Annotated in this window: 17 protein-coding genes; 9 read left to right on the top strand and 8 right to left on the bottom strand. The window is 72.8% G+C overall.

Annotated elements, in window-relative coordinates; all coding sequences use genetic code 11:
- The first annotated feature begins 43 nt into the window (after positions 1 to 43).
- Positions 44 to 217 (top strand): DUF5999 family protein, encoded by a 174-nt coding sequence (locus AC4MBH_RS09480; RefSeq protein WP_491794604.1) that lies wholly within the window; start codon positions 44 to 46, stop codon positions 215 to 217.
- A 12-nt stretch (positions 218 to 229) separates the two neighbouring features.
- Here the strand turns inward: AC4MBH_RS09480 and AC4MBH_RS09475 are convergent, their stop codons facing one another.
- Positions 230 to 904 (bottom strand): VOC family protein, encoded by a 675-nt coding sequence (locus AC4MBH_RS09475; protein WP_491794603.1) that lies wholly within the window; start codon positions 902 to 904, stop codon positions 230 to 232.
- Positions 905 to 1,070: 166 nt separating this feature from the next.
- On the opposite strand from AC4MBH_RS09475, the gene AC4MBH_RS09470 reads away from it, so the two are divergent.
- Entirely contained in the window at positions 1,071 to 1,739 is a 669-nt protein-coding gene (locus AC4MBH_RS09470; RefSeq protein ID WP_491794602.1) for a hypothetical protein, read from the top strand.
- Positions 1,740 to 1,789: 50 nt separating this feature from the next.
- Positions 1,790 to 2,419, top strand: a complete 630-nt coding sequence (locus tag AC4MBH_RS09465; RefSeq protein WP_491794601.1) for a hypothetical protein — start codon at positions 1,790 to 1,792, stop codon at positions 2,417 to 2,419.
- A gap of 44 nt (positions 2,420 to 2,463) precedes the next feature.
- Here the strand turns inward: AC4MBH_RS09465 and AC4MBH_RS09460 are convergent, their stop codons facing one another.
- Positions 2,464 to 3,213: a TetR/AcrR family transcriptional regulator C-terminal domain-containing protein gene (locus AC4MBH_RS09460; RefSeq protein WP_491794600.1), complete on the bottom strand. Its 750-nt coding sequence runs from the start codon at positions 3,211 to 3,213 to the stop codon at positions 2,464 to 2,466.
- Positions 3,214 to 3,304: 91 nt separating this feature from the next.
- On the opposite strand from AC4MBH_RS09460, the gene AC4MBH_RS09455 reads away from it, so the two are divergent.
- From AC4MBH_RS09455 to AC4MBH_RS09445, 3 genes are all read left to right on the top strand, one after another.
- Positions 3,305 to 4,156: an ATP-binding cassette domain-containing protein gene (locus AC4MBH_RS09455; RefSeq protein WP_491794599.1), complete on the top strand. Its 852-nt coding sequence runs from the start codon at positions 3,305 to 3,307 to the stop codon at positions 4,154 to 4,156.
- Positions 4,153 to 4,941 carry an ABC transporter permease gene (locus tag AC4MBH_RS09450; RefSeq protein ID WP_491794598.1) on the top strand — a complete coding sequence of 263 codons (789 nt, stop codon included), beginning with the start codon at positions 4,153 to 4,155 and terminating at the stop codon, positions 4,939 to 4,941. The genes AC4MBH_RS09455 and AC4MBH_RS09450 overlap by 4 nt, the downstream gene beginning before the upstream one ends.
- A gap of 119 nt (positions 4,942 to 5,060) precedes the next feature.
- A complete protein-coding gene (locus tag AC4MBH_RS09445; protein WP_491794597.1) occupies positions 5,061 to 5,723 on the top strand; it encodes a hypothetical protein in 663 nt (220 codons plus the stop codon).
- A 20-nt stretch (positions 5,724 to 5,743) separates the two neighbouring features.
- Here AC4MBH_RS09445 and ileS read toward each other — a convergent pair whose 3' ends face one another.
- The 3 genes from ileS to AC4MBH_RS09430 all read right to left on the bottom strand — a co-directional run bounded on the left by ileS (position 5,744) and on the right by AC4MBH_RS09430 (position 10,834).
- Positions 5,744 to 8,992 carry an isoleucine--tRNA ligase gene (gene ileS, locus AC4MBH_RS09440; protein ID WP_491794596.1) on the bottom strand — a complete coding sequence of 1,083 codons (3,249 nt, stop codon included), beginning with the start codon at positions 8,990 to 8,992 and terminating at the stop codon, positions 5,744 to 5,746.
- Between the two features lie 317 nt (positions 8,993 to 9,309).
- Positions 9,310 to 9,669 (bottom strand): DNA polymerase ligase N-terminal domain-containing protein, encoded by a 360-nt coding sequence (locus tag AC4MBH_RS09435; protein WP_491794595.1) that lies wholly within the window; start codon positions 9,667 to 9,669, stop codon positions 9,310 to 9,312.
- A 13-nt stretch (positions 9,670 to 9,682) separates the two neighbouring features.
- Positions 9,683 to 10,834 (bottom strand): hypothetical protein, encoded by a 1,152-nt coding sequence (locus AC4MBH_RS09430; RefSeq protein ID WP_491794594.1) that lies wholly within the window; start codon positions 10,832 to 10,834, stop codon positions 9,683 to 9,685.
- Between the two features lie 60 nt (positions 10,835 to 10,894).
- Between AC4MBH_RS09430 and AC4MBH_RS09425 the strand changes: the two genes are divergently transcribed.
- Entirely contained in the window at positions 10,895 to 11,449 is a 555-nt protein-coding gene (locus AC4MBH_RS09425; protein WP_491794593.1) for a mycothiol transferase, read from the top strand.
- 7 nt (positions 11,450 to 11,456) lie between these two features.
- Here the strand turns inward: AC4MBH_RS09425 and AC4MBH_RS09420 are convergent, their stop codons facing one another.
- Complete coding sequence (locus AC4MBH_RS09420; RefSeq protein ID WP_491794592.1) at positions 11,457 to 12,422, bottom strand: hypothetical protein; 966 nt, start codon at positions 12,420 to 12,422, stop codon at positions 11,457 to 11,459.
- 78 nt (positions 12,423 to 12,500) lie between these two features.
- Here AC4MBH_RS09420 and dapD point away from each other — a divergent pair, with 78 nt between their 5' ends.
- Together dapD and AC4MBH_RS09410 are read left to right on the top strand one after the other, a co-directional pair.
- Positions 12,501 to 13,454, top strand: a complete 954-nt coding sequence (gene dapD / locus AC4MBH_RS09415; RefSeq protein WP_491794591.1) for a 2,3,4,5-tetrahydropyridine-2,6-dicarboxylate N-succinyltransferase — start codon at positions 12,501 to 12,503, stop codon at positions 13,452 to 13,454.
- Positions 13,455 to 13,506: 52 nt separating this feature from the next.
- Positions 13,507 to 14,469, top strand: a complete 963-nt coding sequence (locus AC4MBH_RS09410; RefSeq protein WP_491794590.1) for a VldE C-terminal domain-containing protein — start codon at positions 13,507 to 13,509, stop codon at positions 14,467 to 14,469.
- 64 nt (positions 14,470 to 14,533) lie between these two features.
- Here AC4MBH_RS09410 and AC4MBH_RS09405 read toward each other — a convergent pair whose 3' ends face one another.
- Together AC4MBH_RS09405 and AC4MBH_RS09400 are read right to left on the bottom strand one after the other, a co-directional pair.
- Positions 14,534 to 15,178: a sulfotransferase family protein gene (locus AC4MBH_RS09405; RefSeq protein WP_491794589.1), complete on the bottom strand. Its 645-nt coding sequence runs from the start codon at positions 15,176 to 15,178 to the stop codon at positions 14,534 to 14,536.
- Between the two features lie 116 nt (positions 15,179 to 15,294).
- Complete coding sequence (locus tag AC4MBH_RS09400; protein ID WP_491794588.1) at positions 15,295 to 16,101, bottom strand: hypothetical protein; 807 nt, start codon at positions 16,099 to 16,101, stop codon at positions 15,295 to 15,297.
- Positions 16,102 to 16,238 lie beyond the last annotated feature (137 nt).

Raw genomic sequence — 16,238 nt, 5'->3', positions numbered from 1 at the left:
ACCGTCCCGTCACCCACGGGTCCCACCGGCAAAGGAGCACGACATGTGCGACCACTCCCCCGCCTGCCCCGACACCACGTCCGACCGGTGCTACTCGGCCCACGTGGTGGCCGACCACAGCGAGCAGGGCTGGTGCCGGTTGTGCAACGGCGTCATCCTCTTCGACGACGGCGGCTACCTCACCCCCGACGGGCGCGCGCTCAGCCTCGTCGGCTGACACCGCCCACCGTCAGGCCGGGGAGAACACGCAGAACTCGTTGCCCTCCGGATCGGCCAGCACCGTCCAGCGCGGCTGGTCCCAGCAGTACGTCGCCCCCCGTGCGAGCAGCTCGTCGACCACCCCGACGACGTCCCAGTGCACCCGGCTGGGCTCGGTACGCGGCTCGGGGACGTCGTTGAAGTCGAGGGTCATCCGCTCGTCCGCCGCGACGCCGGTGAGCGTCCACCAGTCCTCGCCGTCGTCCTGGGTCGGGGTGACGCCGAACAGCTCGCCCCACCAGTGCGCCTGGGCGCGCGAGTCGACGCAGTCCACGCCGATGCCGTGCAGCCGGTAGTCGGGCAGCGCACCGGGGTCGCGCACGAAGGCGCAGAACTCGTTGTCCTCGGGGTCGGCCATCAAGGTCCAGGCGAAGCCGGTCTCCGACGACGGCGCCAGGACCCGGGCGCCGAGGGCGACCAGGTCGTCGACGGCCCCGCAGTCGACGTCGAGGTGCATCCGGGTCTTGGCTCGGTGCGGGCGGTCGACGGGGTTGATCCACACGGTGTGGCGGCTGGTGGGTCCGGCCAGTCGCCGGGGCGGCTCCGACTCGACCTCGGTCAGGCCGGACACCGCGGCCCAGAACCGGGACTGGGCGTCGACGTCGAGGGCGTCGAGGCAGAGGTCCTGCCAGGTCACGAGGCTCATCCGGTCAGTCAAGCAAACGACGGGGGCTCCGGTCAGGGCCGCTGCGGCCTGATCCCTCATTCGCGGACCTGGGGGTCGATCCCTCACGCCTGGGGGATGCCCGGACGGCGAGAGTCGTGTCATCGGGCCGGCATCGGAGCGGGCCCACCGCCGAAGGACTCCCGTCATGAACCGCCAGATCCGCCTCCTGCCCGCACTCCTCGCCGTCGTCGCCGTGCTGCTCGTCGCCGTGGCCGGTACCGCCACCGCCGCCAAGTTGATCACCGGCAAGCAGATCAAGAACGGCACCATCACCACCGCCGACGTCCGCAACAACAGCCTCACCGGCAGCGACCTGCGCAACGGCACCGTCGCCGGCGCCGACCTCAAGAACGGCTCCGTCGGCGGCGTCGACGTCACGGACGGGTCGATCACCCCCGCGGACCTCTCGCCTGCGGCGCAGTCCGTCGTCTACACGACCTCGATCGTGGACGCCCCCGTCGCCACCTGCAACGACACCTCGCTCGCCACCTGCGAGGACGCCCTGGTCGCCCTCACCGGCAACGACAGCACCGTGCTCTTCCAGGTCAGTGGCACCGTCGACAACGTGGCGGTCGTGGCCCCCACCATCGCCAACCGCTGCGGCCTGACCCTCGAGGGGTCCAAGAAGGCGGAGGCCCGGTTCGCGCTCGCCGGCTCCGGCCAGCCCGGCGAGGTCCAGTCCTTCACGCTCCAGGCCCCGATCTTCGTGCCTGCCGGCGACCACGTCTCGCTGCGCTGCACCGAGCTGCCCGGCGAGAACCTCCGCCTGGCCGACGTCGCCCTCGTCGCCACCCGCCTCGACTTTGTCGACTGACCTACCCAGCACACCCACCACCACCACCACCACCACCGAAGGAAACCGCCATGAACCGCCAGCTCCGCCTCGTCCCCGCCCTGCTCCTCGCCGTCGCCGTCGTCCTCGTCTCGGTCGCCGGCTCGGCCACCGCCGCCAAGATGATCACCGGCAAGCAGATCAAGAACGGGACCGTCACCTCCGCCGACGTCCGCAACAACAACCTCACCGGGGGCGACCTCAAGAACGGCGCCGTGACCGGCGCCGACCTCAAGAACGGTTCCGTCGGTCCTGCTGACCTCGCGGCCGCGGCGCGCAACGAGGTCCGCTTCGACGAGGGCGACTCGCTCAACATCGGTACCTGCGAGGACCTGGGACTGGACACCTGCGCCGACCTCGCCGCCACCGACCTGACCGCGGGCACCTGGGTGGTCACCGGGAACGTGACCATCGACAACTTCAACGGTCCCGCGACCGAGCTGATCAACAACTGCGGCCTGTTCCGCGACGGCTCGTCGCTCGCCCAGGCGCGCACGCCCCTGGCCGCCAACGGCGTGGCCGGCGAGGCCGAGTCGATCTCGATGACCCAGGTCGTCGTCGCGACCGAGACCGGCAAGCCGATCTCGCTGCGCTGCACCGAGATGGCCGGCGAGAGCCTGCGGGTGACCGACCCCCGGATCACCGCGATCCGGGTCGGCTGACCACAGCCCCACCACACGCTGACCCGTCGCCTCCTGGCGACGGGTCAGCGTGCGTCCAGGTGCCGCAGCAGCCCGTCGACGATGCGGTCCAGGCCGAAGCGGAACTGGCGCTGGGGGTCGGTGGCCGCCTGGTAGAGCTCGCCGGCGGCCTGCCCCACCCGCCCGGCGAGGGGGTAGGAACGCCCGGCCACCACCTCGTCCAGCGCCTCGTGGTTGGCCTCCCACCACTGCAGCTCGGTCATCCCCGAGCGGCGCTCGGCCTCGCGGACGTCGTGGACGGCGCGCGCCGACGCCGCCGCGAAGCCGTCGAGCAGCGCGACCGTCTGGTCCATCTCCACGTCGCCGAGCCCGAGCCCGTCGACCGCCGTCAGCTGCCACTCGTACCGGTCGGCGGCGTGCGGTCCCAGCCAGGCGCGCAGCCCGGCGACCTCGAGCAGCCACGGGTGCTCCAGGTACTCCCCGAGGGACGACTCCGCGACCCCCTCGAGGCGTCGTCGTACGTCGTCGGGGTGGGCCGGTCGCTCGGTGCGACCGAGCGCCTGGTCGACCATCAGCACGACGAGCTCGTCGCGGCCGGGGACGTAGGTGTAGAGCGACATCGCCCCGAGTCCGAGCCGCTGCGCGAGCCCCCGCATGGAGAGCGCAGCCAGCCCCGCGGTGTCGGCGACCGCGATCCCGGCATCGACGACCTCGTCGACGGCCACCTTCTGCCTCGGCCCCCGCTTGACCGGGACCTCGGCGTCCTCGGCGGCCGCGCGCCAGAGCAGCGGCAGCGTCGGGTCGGGGCCGGTCACGCTCGCCACCCTACTTTCTCGTACACCGTACGGAACAAATGCTAGGGTCCGTCCGTTCAACGTCGTACGACGTACGGAATAGGAGCACCCGATGACCCCACCCCTCCACGCCACCGCGCTGCGCAAGCGGTACGGCGACACCACCGCCCTCGACGGGCTCGACCTCACGGTCACCGCCGGCCACGTGCACGCACTGCTCGGCCCCAACGGCGCCGGCAAGAGCACGGCGGTGCGCACCTTCGCCACCCTGACCCGCCTCGAGGAGGGCGAGGTCGTCGTCGCCGGTCACGACCTGCGCCGCCACCCGCGGGAGGTACGCCGCGCCATCGGCCTGGTGGGCCAGGCCCCGGCCGTCGACGAGGTGCTGCACGGGCAGGAGAACCTCGAGCTCTTCGCCCGGCTGCTCGGGCTGCGCCGCCCCGCGGCCCGCGCCCGCGCCGAGGAGCTGCTCGAGCGGTTCGGGCTCACCGAGGCGGCGCGGCGGCCGGTGGCGTCGTACTCCGGAGGCATGCGGCGCCGCCTCGACATCGCGGCCAGCCTGCTGCTGCGCCCGACCCTGCTCTTCCTCGACGAGCCGACCACCGGTCTGGACCCACGGGCCCGGGCCGAGGTGTGGTCGATGGTGCGTGACGTCGTGGCCGCCGGCACGACCGTGCTGCTGACCACCCAGTACCTCGACGAGGCCGACCGCCTCGCCGACCGGATCACCGTGATCGGCGCCGGGCGGGTGATCGCCGAGGGCACCCCCCAGGAGCTGAAGAGCCGGCTGGGAGGCGACCAGCCGGTGCTCACCCTCGCGCCGGGGGCCGACGTCGACGCCGCCCGCCGGGCCCTGGCCGCCGCCGGGATCGGCGACGTCGAGGCCGACGTGCGCCAGCCCAGCCTCGACGACGTGTTCCTGCACCTCACCGACCCCACCACCCTCGAGGGAGCCGCCCGATGAGCGTCCGCACGTCCACCCGCGAGAGCTGGCTGCTCACCGAGCGCGACCTGCGGCACTGGCGCCGCGAGCCCTGGACGCCGATCTTCGGCATCGCGTTCTCGGTGATGCTGGTGCTCGTCTTCGGCTACCTCTTCGGCGGGGCCGTCGAGCTGCCGGGCGGCGGCGACTACCTGGCCTACCTGCTGCCCGGGATGTTCGCGCTGTCGATGATGTTCGGCGTCGAGACCACGATGGCGGCGATGACCGCCGACGCCCGCAAGGGCATCACCGACCGGCTCCGCTCGATGCCCCTCGACGGGGTCGCGGTGCCGCTCGGGCGGGCCGGCGCAGACCTGCTCAGCTCGGCCGTCCAGCTCGCCGTCCTGATGGTCGGCGGCCTGCTCGTCGGCTGGTCGGTCGACGGCGGGGTCGGCGCGGCGCTGGTCGGCGTCGCGCTGCTGCTGTGGCTGCGCCTCGCGGTGCTGTGGGTCGGCGTCTTCCTCGGGCTCACGTTCCGCGCGGAGGGGTCGCTGATGGCCGTGCAGGTGCTCGTCTGGCCGATCGGATTCCTGTCCGGGGTGATCGTCCCGCCCGGCACGATGCCGGCCTGGCTCGGAGCCGTGGCCGACCTCAACCCGGTCTCGGCGACCGCTGCCGCCTGCCGCGAGCTCTTCGGCAACCCGACCGGCGCCGAGGACGGGCTGCTGGCCGACCACGCCGTGCTCCTCGCCGTCGCCTGGCCGGCCCTGGTCCTCGCGGTGTTCGTCCCGCTCTCGGCGCGTGCCTACCGTCGGCTCGGCGACTGAGGAGCAGAGCAGGTTCGGAGTTGGGGGTCGATCCCTCATGCGCGGGGGGTCGCGCGGCGACGAGTGTCGTCCTCACCGGGCCGCGACGGAGCGGCCCCCACCTCCGAAGGACCACCGCCATGAACCGTCAGCTCCGCCTCCTGCCAGCCCTGCTCCTCGCCGTCGCCGTCGTGCTCGTCTCGGTCGCCGGCTCGGCGACCGCCGCCAAGCTGGTCACCGGCAAGCAGATCAAGAACGGCACGATCACGACCGTCGACGTCCGCAACAACAGCCTCAGCGGGAGCGACCTCAGGAACGGCTCCGTCGGTGGGGCCGACGTCAAGGACTCCAGCCTCACCGGCGCCGACCTGGCCGACGGGACCGTCGGCCGTGACGAGATCGGTGGCGAGGCCCGGATCACGTCGGGCTGGGTGACCGACCCCGAGGTCGACATCCCCACCTGCCCCGACCAGACGCTGCAGATCTGCCCGTCGCTCGCCGTCGCCGAGGAGTCCGGCGTCCTGGTGGTCACCATGACCGGCACGCTCGAGAACGTCAGCAACGGCGTCCCGATCCCCACCCGGTGCGGCATCCACGCCAAGGGCTCGCTCCTCAACGCCGTCCACTTCGCGCCCGCCGCCAACGGTCAGCCCGGCGACGTCGTGCCCTTCACCCTGCAGGCCACCGTCTCGGTCCAGGAGCAGGCCGACCGCCCCCAGCTCCGCTGCACCCAGTTCGCCGGGAGCGACCTGCGGATCGTCGACCTCAGGACGTCGGTCCTCAAGGTCCACAACATCGACTGACCCCCCTCGGTCAGCGTGCGTCAGGCCTTGGTGACGCCGATCGTGGCGGTCTCGCCGTCGGCGAGGGTGACCTCGGTCGACCCGCCCGGCCCGGCGACGTACGACGTCGCGAGGGTCTCGACCGCGACGAGCTCGGCGTGGGTCAGCGCCGCCGCCAGGACCGCCTCGGACCCGTCCACGGTCAGCACGATGCGGTCGGAGACGTCGAGGCCGGCGTCGCGGCGGGCCTGCTGGACCGCGCGGACCAGGTCGCGGGCCAGCCCCTCGGCGGTCAGTGCCGGGGTGACCTCGGTGTCGAGCACGACGAACCCGCCCCCGGGCAGCACCCCGACCGCCGTCGTCGCGTCGTTCGACCCGGCGACGGTGTCGAGGGTGTACTCGCCCTCGACGAGGGCCAGCCCACCGGCGGTGACGGTGCCGTCGTCGGTCACCGACCAGTCGCCCGACTTCGAGCCCTTGATCGCGACCTGGACCTCGCGGCCGAGCCGGGGACCCGCGGCGCGGGCGTTGACGGTGAGCCTCTGCTCGACGCCGTACGCCGCCGCCTCGTCGCTGTCGGCGCCGAGCACCCGGACGTCCTTGACGTTGACCTCGTCGGCCACCAGGTCGACGAGTGCCTCGACGCCCTGCAGTGCCTGGGGGTCGGCGACGACCACCGTGAGGGTGGCCAGCGGCAGCCGGTTGCGCAGGGAGGCCCCCTTGCGCAGCGCGGAGGTCGCCGAGCACACCTCGCGCACCAGGTCCATCGCGGCCACGAGCGCGTCGTCGGCCGGCAGCGCGTCGACGCCGTCGACCTCGGGCCAGTCGGTCAGGTGCACCGACCGGCCGCCCGTCAGCCCCTGCCAGATCTCCTCGGTCGTCAGCGGCAGCAGCGGCGCGGTCACCCGGCACACCGTCTCCAGCACCGTGTGCAGCGTGCCGAACGCCGCGGCGTCCTCGGCGAAGAACCGGTCGCGGGAGCGGCGGATGTACCAGTTGGTGAGCACGTCGAGGAACGAGCGGGTCGCGTCGCACGCGTCGGCCACGGCGTAGGCGTCGAACGCGGCCGTCATCTGCTCGACGTACTGCCGCGTCTTGGCCAGCACGTAGCGGTCGAGCGGGTGGGTGGAGGCGGTGGTCGCGGCGACGTCGGCCGAGGCGGCGTTGGCGTAGAGCTGCAGGAAGTACCAGCTGTTCCAGAGCGGGATCATCACCTGGCGCACCGAGTCGCGGATGCCCTGCTCGGTCACCACGAGGTTGCCGCCGCGCAGGATCGGGCTCGACATCAGGAACCAGCGCATCGCATCCGCGCCGTCGCGGTCGAAGACCTCGCTGACGTCGGGGTAGTTGCGCAGCGACTTGCTCATCTTGTTGCCGTCGGAGCCGAGCACGATGCCGTGGCTGATGCAGTTCTGGAACGCCGGCTTGTCGAAGATCGCCGAGGCCAGGATGTGCAGCGTGTAGAACCAGCCGCGGGTCTGGCCGATGTACTCGACGATGAAGTCGGCCGGGAAGTGGTTCTTGAACCAGTCCTCGTTCTCGAACGGGTAGTGCACCTGGGCGTAGCTCATCGAGCCGGAGTCGAACCACACGTCGAGCACGTCGGCGACCCGGCGCATCGTGGACCGCTCCCCCTCGGGCCGGGGGTCGTCGGGGTTGGGCCGGGTCAGCTCGTCGACGAACGGACGGTGCAGGTCGGGCTCGCCGTCCTTGTTGGTCGGCAGCCGCCCGAAGTCGCGCTCGATCTCGGCGAACGAGCCGTAGACGTCGACCCGGGGGTACGCCGCGTCGTCGCTGACCCACACCGGCACCGGGCTGCCCCAGAACCGGTTGCGGGTGATCGACCAGTCGCGGGCGTTCTCGAGCCACTTGCCGAACTGGCCGTCCTGGATGTGGTCGGGCACCCAGTTGATCTCCTGGTTGAGCTCGAGCATCCGGTCCTTGAACGCCGTCACCTCGACGAACCACGACGAGACGCCCTTGTAGATCAGGGGCTCCCGGCACCGCCAGCAGTGCGGGTAGCTGTGGTCGTAGGTCTCGCGGCGCAGCAGCACGGTGCCCGGGGTGACCGACGCGGCCGCCTCGCCGCGCGTCGCCGCCTTCAGGTGGTCGATGATCTGCAGGTTGGCGTCGAAGACCAGCAGGCCGGCGTAGTCGTCGACGGGGTGGGTGAACTTGCCGTCCTTGCCGACCGGCATCACCGCCTCGATGCCCTCGCGGTCGGTGACCTCCTTGTCGACCTCACCGAACGCGCCGGCGGTGTGCACCAGGCCGACACCGTCGGTCGTGGTCACCGCGTCGTCGGCCGCGACCACGCGGAAGGCGTTGGCGTGGCCCTCGAAGTAGGTGAACGGCGGCACGTAGGTGCTGCCGACCAGCTCGGCGCCGGTGTGCCGCGCGACGACCTCGGGCGACTCCCCCAGCTCGCGGGCGTACGCCGCCAGCCGGGCCTCGGCGATCAGGTAGCGGGCCGTGGTGTCCGTGCCGGGCACGGGGGCCTCGACGACGACGTAGTCGATCTCGGAGCCGACCATGATCGCCAGGTTGGACGGCAGGGTCCACGGTGTCGTCGTCCACACCAGCGCCAGCGCGCCCTCGGCGGGTCCGCTGGTCAGCCGCAGGCCCACGGTGACCGCCGGGTCCTGGCGGTTCTGGTAGACGTCGTCGTCCATCCGCAGCTCGTGGTTGGACAGCGGGGTCTCGTCGTTCCAGCAGTAGGGCAGGACCCGGAAGCCCTCGTAGATCCAGCCCTTGTTGTAGAGCTGCTTGAACGCCCAGATCACCGACTCCATGTAGTCGGGGTTCATGGTGCGGTAGTCGTGGTCGAAGTCGACCCAGCGCGCCTGGCGGGTGACGTAGTCGCGCCACTCGCCGGTGTACTTCATCACCGAGTCGCGGCACAGCTCGTTGAACTTCTCGATGCCGAGCTCGAGGATCTCGTCGGTGGTCTTGATGCCGGCCAGCCGCATCGCCTCGAGCTCGGCCGGCAGCCCGTGGGTGTCCCAGCCGAAGCGGCGCTCGACCCGGCGCCCGCGCATGGTCTGGTAGCGCGGGACGACGTCCTTGACGTAGCCGGTGAGCAGGTGGCCGTAGTGGGGCAGCCCGTTGGCGAACGGCGGGCCGTCGTAGAAGACGAACTCGTTGGCGCCGTCGGCACCGGCGTCGCGCTGCTCGACGCTCGCCTGGAACGTGGCGTCGGTGGCCCAGAAGTCCAGGATCCGCTGCTCGATCTCGGGGAAGCGCGGGCTCGACGGGACGCGTCGGTCGGGGTCGTTCTTGGGGTAGGCCATCGCCAGGCTCCTGCGGTCGCACTCGGATCGGACTGATCACGAGGACGACGTCTGGGGTGCAGCGCCGCGGTACCACCTCGCTTGCCGCCACCCCCGCAGGAGCGACGACCGCTCGTTCGTGGCTGTGACGGGCCCACCCGTCCGGTTCTAGTGAGCCCCGCCTGGCGGACGGGACCGTTCTTCCGGAGGCTCGCCGCTGATGACGGCTCGAACGCCTGTGCTCCCAGCGTAGTGACCCGGCCCGCCTCCGGACGAATCAGTTGCGCGCGGCGCCCGAGGACCGCCCGCCGACGTCGGTCAGCGTCAGCCAGCCGCGGTCAGCCAGCGTCGGTCGGCGGCTGCTGCTTGACCAGGTGCAGCAGCCAGTCGCGGCCGGTGTCGATGAGCGCGTAGCGGCGGACGCCGCCCTGGCCGTGCAGGTCGAAGACGAACCGCCGGTCGGTGCGGTCGACCAGCGACCACGTGCCGTGGTCGGCGATCGACTTGCCCGCATCGGTGTACGTCGCGTGCTCGAGGTCGTGATCGGGCACCGACACCGCGAGCCGGTCGTGCCGGCTGTCGGTGGGCATCCCCTTGGGGACGGCCCAGGACCGGAGCACGCCGTCCTCCTCCAGCCGGAGGTCGAAGTGGGGTCGCGGCTCGCGGTGGTCGTGCAGCACGAAGACCGGGTCCGCCATGGACCCCAGGATGTCAGCCGGTGCGCCGCGCCGTGAACGTCTCGACGGCGAAGCAGCGATCGGGACCGCTGTAGGTGAACCGCCCCGCGGTGACCCGCCCGCCGGCGATCCGCAGCTCGAGGTTGACGACGTAGAGCTCGCCGCGGTCGCGGGCGTCGACGACGCCGTTGCGGGCGACGCGCACCGTCGGGAAGGCGTAGGTGTTCCAGGTGGTCGTCGGGATGTCGGGATAGCCCCCGCACCGGGTCGAGGTCGACGCCCGGAAGCCGCGGACCCGCCCCCCGCGAACCGAGAACCTCACGTCGCCGTCGCTGCTGCGGTAGCTGCCCGGTCGAGCCGGGGCCGGGGCCGGCGCCCGGCGCACCCGCACGGATCGGGCGGCCCGGTCGCCGCCGCCGGTGACGGTCAGCCGGAGGGTGGCCGAGCGTCGGCCGACGAGCTTGACCCACACCTCCTCCGAGGACGACGAGTCCTCGTCGAGGGTGCCGAACCGGGCGGGCCGGACCCGGAGGCCCGGACCGGTGCCGCGGACGACCGTGCCGGTCGCGTCGCCGCGACCCCGGTTGACGACGGTGACGTCGACCTTGGTCCAGACCCCGCGGACCAGCCGCACGGACCGCGAGCCGAGCAGCTCGACGGCCGTGACCGCCAGGTCCGGACGTGCGGGCACGTCGCGCAGCGTCCCGATCAGGACCGACCGCTCGGGCACGACCGCGCCGGCGACGTGGAGCATCGCGAACGCGCAGTCCCAGTCGGCGTAGCCGGCGCGGTCGTCGGGCTGGCGCCAGGTCAGCACGCGGCCGTCGCGGCTGAAGCCGCCAGTGGGGGCGAGGGTGTCGCTGGCGTGCTCGATGTCGGCGTGGCACGTGGTGCCGTCGACGGTGCCGAGGTAGACGCGCAGCGTCGAGGTGGTCCCGGCGTCGGTCGGCACCTGGTCGAGGACGAACCGGCCGCTGAGGCGGTCGGCGTACAGGTCCTGCCGGACGGTCGCCGACGTCAGCCGGCGGGCGCCGGTGCCGGGCGCCTCGGGCCGGACCGTCAGGTCACCGACGCGGGAGTCGACCCGCACGCCGGCAGCGGCAGGAGGCGCCAGTCCCGGCACGGCCGGGAGCAGGGTGAGCGCGAGCGCGGATGCGGCGAGGACGGCGGTCCGGGACAGTCTCATGGTGACTTGACGCCGCCAGTCTGCGCCCGGTTCCCGGTCGCGACCTGCCAGGTTGGACCCATGTCCTCATCGTCCCACCCGCACGGCGGCTCCTGGGCCGACCCGGCCGACGACCCGCGGGCACCTGCCGGCCCGGCCCGCGGCGAGCGCGACACGGTCCTCGGCTACCTGCACGCCTACCGGCTCACCTTGGAGATGAAGCTCGGCGGCCTCGACGCCGAGCAGCTGGCCCGCCTCTCGGTGCCGCCGTCCACGCTGTCGCTGCTCGGGCTGCTGCGCCACCTGGCCAGGGTGGAGCACTCCTGGGCCCGGCGCGTCGTCGAGGGCCACCCCGAGCTCGACCGGCTCTACCGCACCGACGCCGAGCCCGACCTCGACTTCGACGGCGCGGTCGCCGATCCCGCGGTCGTCGAGGACGCGTGGACCTCGTGGCGCCGCGAGGTCGCCCACGCCGAGCAGGTGTACGCCGCGGCGGACCTCGACGCCCTCTGCCCGCACCCGGACGGGGAGGTCGAGGTCCGCGACGTGCTGGTGCACCTCGTCGAGGAGTACGCGCGGCACTGCGGGCACGCCGACCTGCTCCGCGAGTGCATCGACGGACGCACGGGCCAGTAGCGCTCCCTCAGCGGTTCTCGCGCACCGGCACCGTCAGCTTCTTGCGGTAGTCCTTGGACGTCACGATCAGGGTCACCGAGCCGTTGCCGCGGCGGACGTCCTTGACGAAGATCGCGCCGCGCCGGGTGCCGCCCGGCTTGATCGTGCCGACCCGCGGGTTGTAGCGCACCGCGACGCCGCGGGCCCGCACCTTGAGCCGCACCCGGGGCGCCGTGGCGACGGTCCCGGCGTCGTTGCGGACGATGACCGGCACCCGGGTGAAGCCGCTGCGCCGGAGCTGGCGGCCCTTGACCCGGATGGACAGCAACGGCTTCTGGCGGAACAGGCCGGCCCGGGCGGCGAGCGCGTCGTACATGGTGGCGCCGCCGGCCGCGTTGCGCGACTGGGCGAAGGCGCAGTTCCAGGTGGCGCGGCGGGCCACCGGGAACTCGAACGGGCGCACGTCGATCCGCGCCCCGCGGTAGACCGGGTTGTTCTGGGTGTCGGTGTCGGTGGCGGTGAAGCCGATGTTGCTGCCGGACGGCGAGACGCACAGGGTGCCGTCGGAGTTGAGCGTGCCCCACGCCAGGACCAGCCACGACGGCGTCGCCGCGTCGGGCGTGCCGCCGAGCTGGACCCGCGCCTCCATCACGCCGCCGTAGGCGCGGTAGTGCCTCATCTCGACCCGGGTGAACTGCTGGGCGGGCGTGCCCGAGGGGGTGACGGAGTGGGTGGTCAGGTTTGCCCCGCCGCCGCCGATCGGCCAGGTGGCCGGGCGGGGCGACCGCTCGGACGCCGGCGGGTCGAGGCGGGCGAACGACGTCGAGGTGATCGCGGTGTCGCCGACGACGACGCCGGCCTCGGCCGCGGAGCGCGGGGCCGCGACGGGCGCGTCGTCGGGGGACGCGGAGGCCGGGGACGCGACGACCGGGACGATCGCGGCACCGACGACGGAGGCGGTGGACAGGGCGAGGAGACGGAGGAATCGAGGCACGGGCGCGTCCTCCCCCGCCCCGGGCCGCGGCAAACCCGACCGGCGCAGCGACCCGCGGGCGCCCTAGGCTGGCTTGCCGTGACCGACTCCGCCGCGACCGACCGTCCCGCCTCCGGCTGGGGGCTGGTGACCCTCGACACCGAGGGCACCGTGCTCGACGCGTGGTTCCCCGAGCCGAGGCTGACGGCCGACGCCGGGGACGCGCCCGAGGGACTGCACGACCTCGCCGTGCCCGACGACGTACGCCGGGTGACCCGCGAGGTGCGCCTCGTCGAGGTCGCCGACCTCGGTTCGCCGCCGACGTCGACCGAGGACGTGTGGCTGCGGTTGCACCTGCTCTCCCACCGGCTGGTGCGCCCGCACGGCTGCTCGCTCGACGGCGCGTTCGGCCTGCTCGCCAACGTCGTGTGGACCTCGGCCGGCCCGTGCGCGGTCGCCGGCTTCGAGTCGACCCGGGTGCGGCTGCGCGCGAGCGGCGCCCACGTCACCGTGCACGGCGTCGACAAGTTCCCGCGGATGGTCGACTACGTCGTGCCTGCCGGCGTCCGGATCGCCGACGCCGGCCGGGTGCGGCTCGGGGCGCACCTCGCCGAGGGAACGACGGTGATGCACGAGGGGTTCGTCAACTTCAACGCCGGCACCCTGGGCGTCTCGATGGTGGAGGGCCGGATCTCGGCCGGGGTCGTGGTCGGCGACGGCTCCGACATCGGCGGCGGATCCTCGATCATGGGCACCCTGTCCGGCGGCGGCACCCAGGTGATCTCCGTGGGTGAGCGCTGCCTGCTCGGCGCCAACAGCGGCATCGGCATCAGCCTCGGCGACGACTGCGTGGTCGAGGCCGGCTGCTACGTCACCGCGGGCACCAAGGTGACCATCCGCGACCGCGACGACAAGCCGACGGTGATCAAGGCCGCTGAGCTGTCCGGCCACGACAACGTGCTGTTCCGCCGCAACTCGGTGACCGGCGCGGTCGAGGCCGTGCCGTGGCAGGGCTCGGGCATCGCGCTCAACGAGGCTCTGCACGCCAACTGAGGGTCAGCCGGACTCAGGATCCTCTCAACCACGGCTCCGACACACTCGGGGCATGCGGAAGGACCTGCTGACGGCGCTGGTGGCGGTGGCCGCCCTCGTGGCGGTCACGACCGGCCTGGTCGTCGTGGTCCGGGACGGCGGCCTGCCCTTCGTCGGCGTCGACGAGGGCTGCACGGCCACCGTCGACGACCGCTCCGTCGACGTCAGCCTCGAGCAGGCCGAGAACGCCGCGCTGATCGCGGCGATCGGGGTCCGGCGCGACCTGCCGCCGCGCGCGGTCTCGATCGCGCTGGCCACGGCGTACCAGGAGTCCGACCTGCGCAACATCGAGCACGGTGACCGCGACTCGCTCGGCCTGTTCCAGCAGCGTCCCTCGCAGGGCTGGGGCACCGAGGCGGAGGTCCTCGACCCGGTGCACGCCAGCAACGCCTTCTACGACGCGCTGGTCGACGTCGACGACTACCAGGGCCTCGAGATCACCGTCGCCGCCCAGGCGGTGCAGCGGTCGGGCTACCCCGACGCCTACGCCGACCACGAGTCCGACGCCCGGGTGCTCGCCTCGGCGCTGACCGGCCAGTCCGGCGCGGCGTTCGCGTGCGAGGTGGCCGGCGACGCCGACGAGTCCGACACGGGTCTCACCCGCAGCGGCCTGACCACGCGGGCCGACGACGTACGCCAGGACGTGCAGGCGGCGTTCGGCGACCTGCCGCTCGGCGGCTTCGCCCCCGGCGGCGTGAGCACGGGCCACATGGCGGGCTCGGCGCACTACGACGGCCGGGCGGTCGACGTGTTCTTCCGCCCGGTCACCGAGGCGAACACCGACCGCGGCTGGGCGCTGGCCCACTACCTGGTCGCCCACGCCGACCGCCTCGACGTGCGCACCGTCATCTTCGACGACCGGATCTGGGTGGCCGGCCGCGACGCCTCCTGGCGCGACTACGACGCGCCGTCGGGGTCGGGTGACCCCGTGATCCTGGAGCACCGCGACCACGTGCACGTCGACGTCTTCGCCTGAGCGTCCCGGCCCTCGACGACCTCGCACCGCGGGGCCGTCACCGGGCGGAGCGGGCGTGCTGTCCTCAGGCGCCCGAGCGGGCAGCGCGAGCCCGGGCTGCGGCGCGTGCGAGGTAGTCCGCGGTGGAGTTCTCGTGCGGGAACGGGGCGGCCGGGACCGGTACCTCCAGGGCACGGCAGATCGGGCCCCACCCGTCACCCGGCCGCCACTCGACCAGGCGCTCGGGGGCGATCTCGGCACGGACCTGCTCGAGACGCCGGTCGTAGGCACCCATCACCTCGACGGGGTCGTCCAGGTCGGTGAACAGGTCGTCGAAGACGGCGCGGAACAACCGCACCGTGGGGTCGGCATCGTCGTCCGTCGCCAGCACGTCGCGGGCACGGGCCAGGACGGTCGCGTCCATGCTGCGGTGCCACACCTCGGCACTACCGCGGTGCGACAGGAGCACCGGCGCGTCCGGGAAGGCCGCGGCCAGGTCACGCCAGCAGCTCGAGAAGGGGGTGTCGACGCCCGCGGCGTACCCGCCGAGGAAGTCCTCCCACACGGGCGGATCGCCCTTGAGGGCGGCGGCCCACGTGGGCGTGTGCTCGGGACGGGCGAGCGCGTCGCTCATGTGGTAGACCGGCGCGGACAGGAGGTGCCGCAACGCCTCGCGCAGGGACGTCGTCCCGGTCCGCGGCAGTCCGGCCCCGATGAGTCGCAGTGTCACGGGCGCACGATAGGCCCTGATGCTGGACGATCGCCGGTGCGCGCCGACGTCCACCGGGAGCCGGGGCCTGCGGCACTGCCCCCAGCGCGGCCGCGCACCCGACGCGGCCCAGGGCCTCAGTGACAGCCAGGATCGCTCGGCGAGAACTGCAGCTCGGCCGGGGGCGGGACGACCGACGCAGAGCGGGTGGTCCTCGGGTAGTTGACCGTGATGCCCATGTGCCGCATGGCTGCTCGCGTTCGGGCGTGCACCGTCGCGCCGGCTCTCTCCAGGATCACGGCCACGTCGCCCCAGTGCAGTGCGACGCCGGTCAACCGTTCGCCGTCGTACCCCATCTGCACCGGGACCCAGGCGTCCTTGAGGTCCAACCCGTCCATGTCGACCCGCTGCACCACCTGGCCGCTGACCAACGAGATGGCGGCGTCCAGCCCGAGCTCGCCGTGGATGGCGGTTCGTGACGCGTTCGCGAAGCTGATGGCTCTCAGGCGTGTGAGGAGTCGGGTGTAGGCGGGCTCATCGGGACTCATCGCCAAGATCCCGAGCGGCACCTCCCCGTCCGGGAGGGCGAGCCAGCAGCCAGCACGCTCGTCCGTCCAGTTCATCTGCATCCACAGCGTGCCGTCGGTGGAGACGGTCGTCATCGTCACCTGGTCCGGGCCCCGGGCCGTCGGCGGCTCCTCGAACCGGGTCGTCGATCGCCAGCCGCCCGCGACCGCGACGCCCTCCGTTGCGTTCACCGATCGCTCTGCGAGGTGCAGGTCTGCGCGGAAGTCGGTCACCTCGTCCGCCCGCATGGTTGTCACAGCATCCGCGAGCGCCTGCTGCGCGTCGACGCCGCCTGACTCCTCGGGCGGGCTCGAGGGCGCACCCGAGGAGCTCGCGCTCGGCGTGCTGCTCGTGGCAGCGTCCTCCTCAGCAGGCACGGGACCTCCACACCCGGCCGATCCGATGGCCATCACCGCAGCGACGACCGCCGCGCCTACTCGCATGGGCGAAAGGTAGTGCATCCGGCCACCGCGCCGAGGGTGAGAGCAGCCGGCGCGGGAGGCGACGCGAACAC

The organism is Nocardioides sp. WJ219 (genome assembly GCF_058559815.1).
This window is presented reverse-complemented; position numbering and strand designations above follow the sequence as displayed.

Excerpts from the sequence above, each read along its gene's own strand:
- AC4MBH_RS09475 (WP_491794603.1), bottom strand. The coding sequence starts at position 904 with ATGAGCCTCGTGACCTGGCAGGACCTCTGCCTCGACGCCCTCGACGTC.
- AC4MBH_RS09450 (WP_491794598.1), top strand. The coding sequence starts at position 4,153 with ATGAGCGTCCGCACGTCCACCCGCGAGAGCTGGCTGCTCACCGAGCGC.
- ileS (WP_491794596.1), bottom strand. The coding sequence starts at position 8,992 with ATGGCCTACCCCAAGAACGACCCCGACCGACGCGTCCCGTCGAGCCCG.
- AC4MBH_RS09425 (WP_491794593.1), top strand. The coding sequence starts at position 10,895 with ATGTCCTCATCGTCCCACCCGCACGGCGGCTCCTGGGCCGACCCGGCC.
- AC4MBH_RS09435 (WP_491794595.1), bottom strand. The coding sequence starts at position 9,669 with ATGGCGGACCCGGTCTTCGTGCTGCACGACCACCGCGAGCCGCGACCC.
- AC4MBH_RS09430 (WP_491794594.1), bottom strand. The coding sequence starts at position 10,834 with ATGAGACTGTCCCGGACCGCCGTCCTCGCCGCATCCGCGCTCGCGCTC.
- AC4MBH_RS09465 (WP_491794601.1), top strand. The coding sequence starts at position 1,790 with ATGAACCGCCAGCTCCGCCTCGTCCCCGCCCTGCTCCTCGCCGTCGCC.
- AC4MBH_RS09470 (WP_491794602.1), top strand. The coding sequence starts at position 1,071 with ATGAACCGCCAGATCCGCCTCCTGCCCGCACTCCTCGCCGTCGTCGCC.
- AC4MBH_RS09455 (WP_491794599.1), top strand. The coding sequence starts at position 3,305 with ATGACCCCACCCCTCCACGCCACCGCGCTGCGCAAGCGGTACGGCGAC.
- AC4MBH_RS09480 (WP_491794604.1), top strand. The coding sequence starts at position 44 with ATGTGCGACCACTCCCCCGCCTGCCCCGACACCACGTCCGACCGGTGC.
- AC4MBH_RS09410 (WP_491794590.1), top strand. The coding sequence starts at position 13,507 with ATGCGGAAGGACCTGCTGACGGCGCTGGTGGCGGTGGCCGCCCTCGTG.
- AC4MBH_RS09445 (WP_491794597.1), top strand. The coding sequence starts at position 5,061 with ATGAACCGTCAGCTCCGCCTCCTGCCAGCCCTGCTCCTCGCCGTCGCC.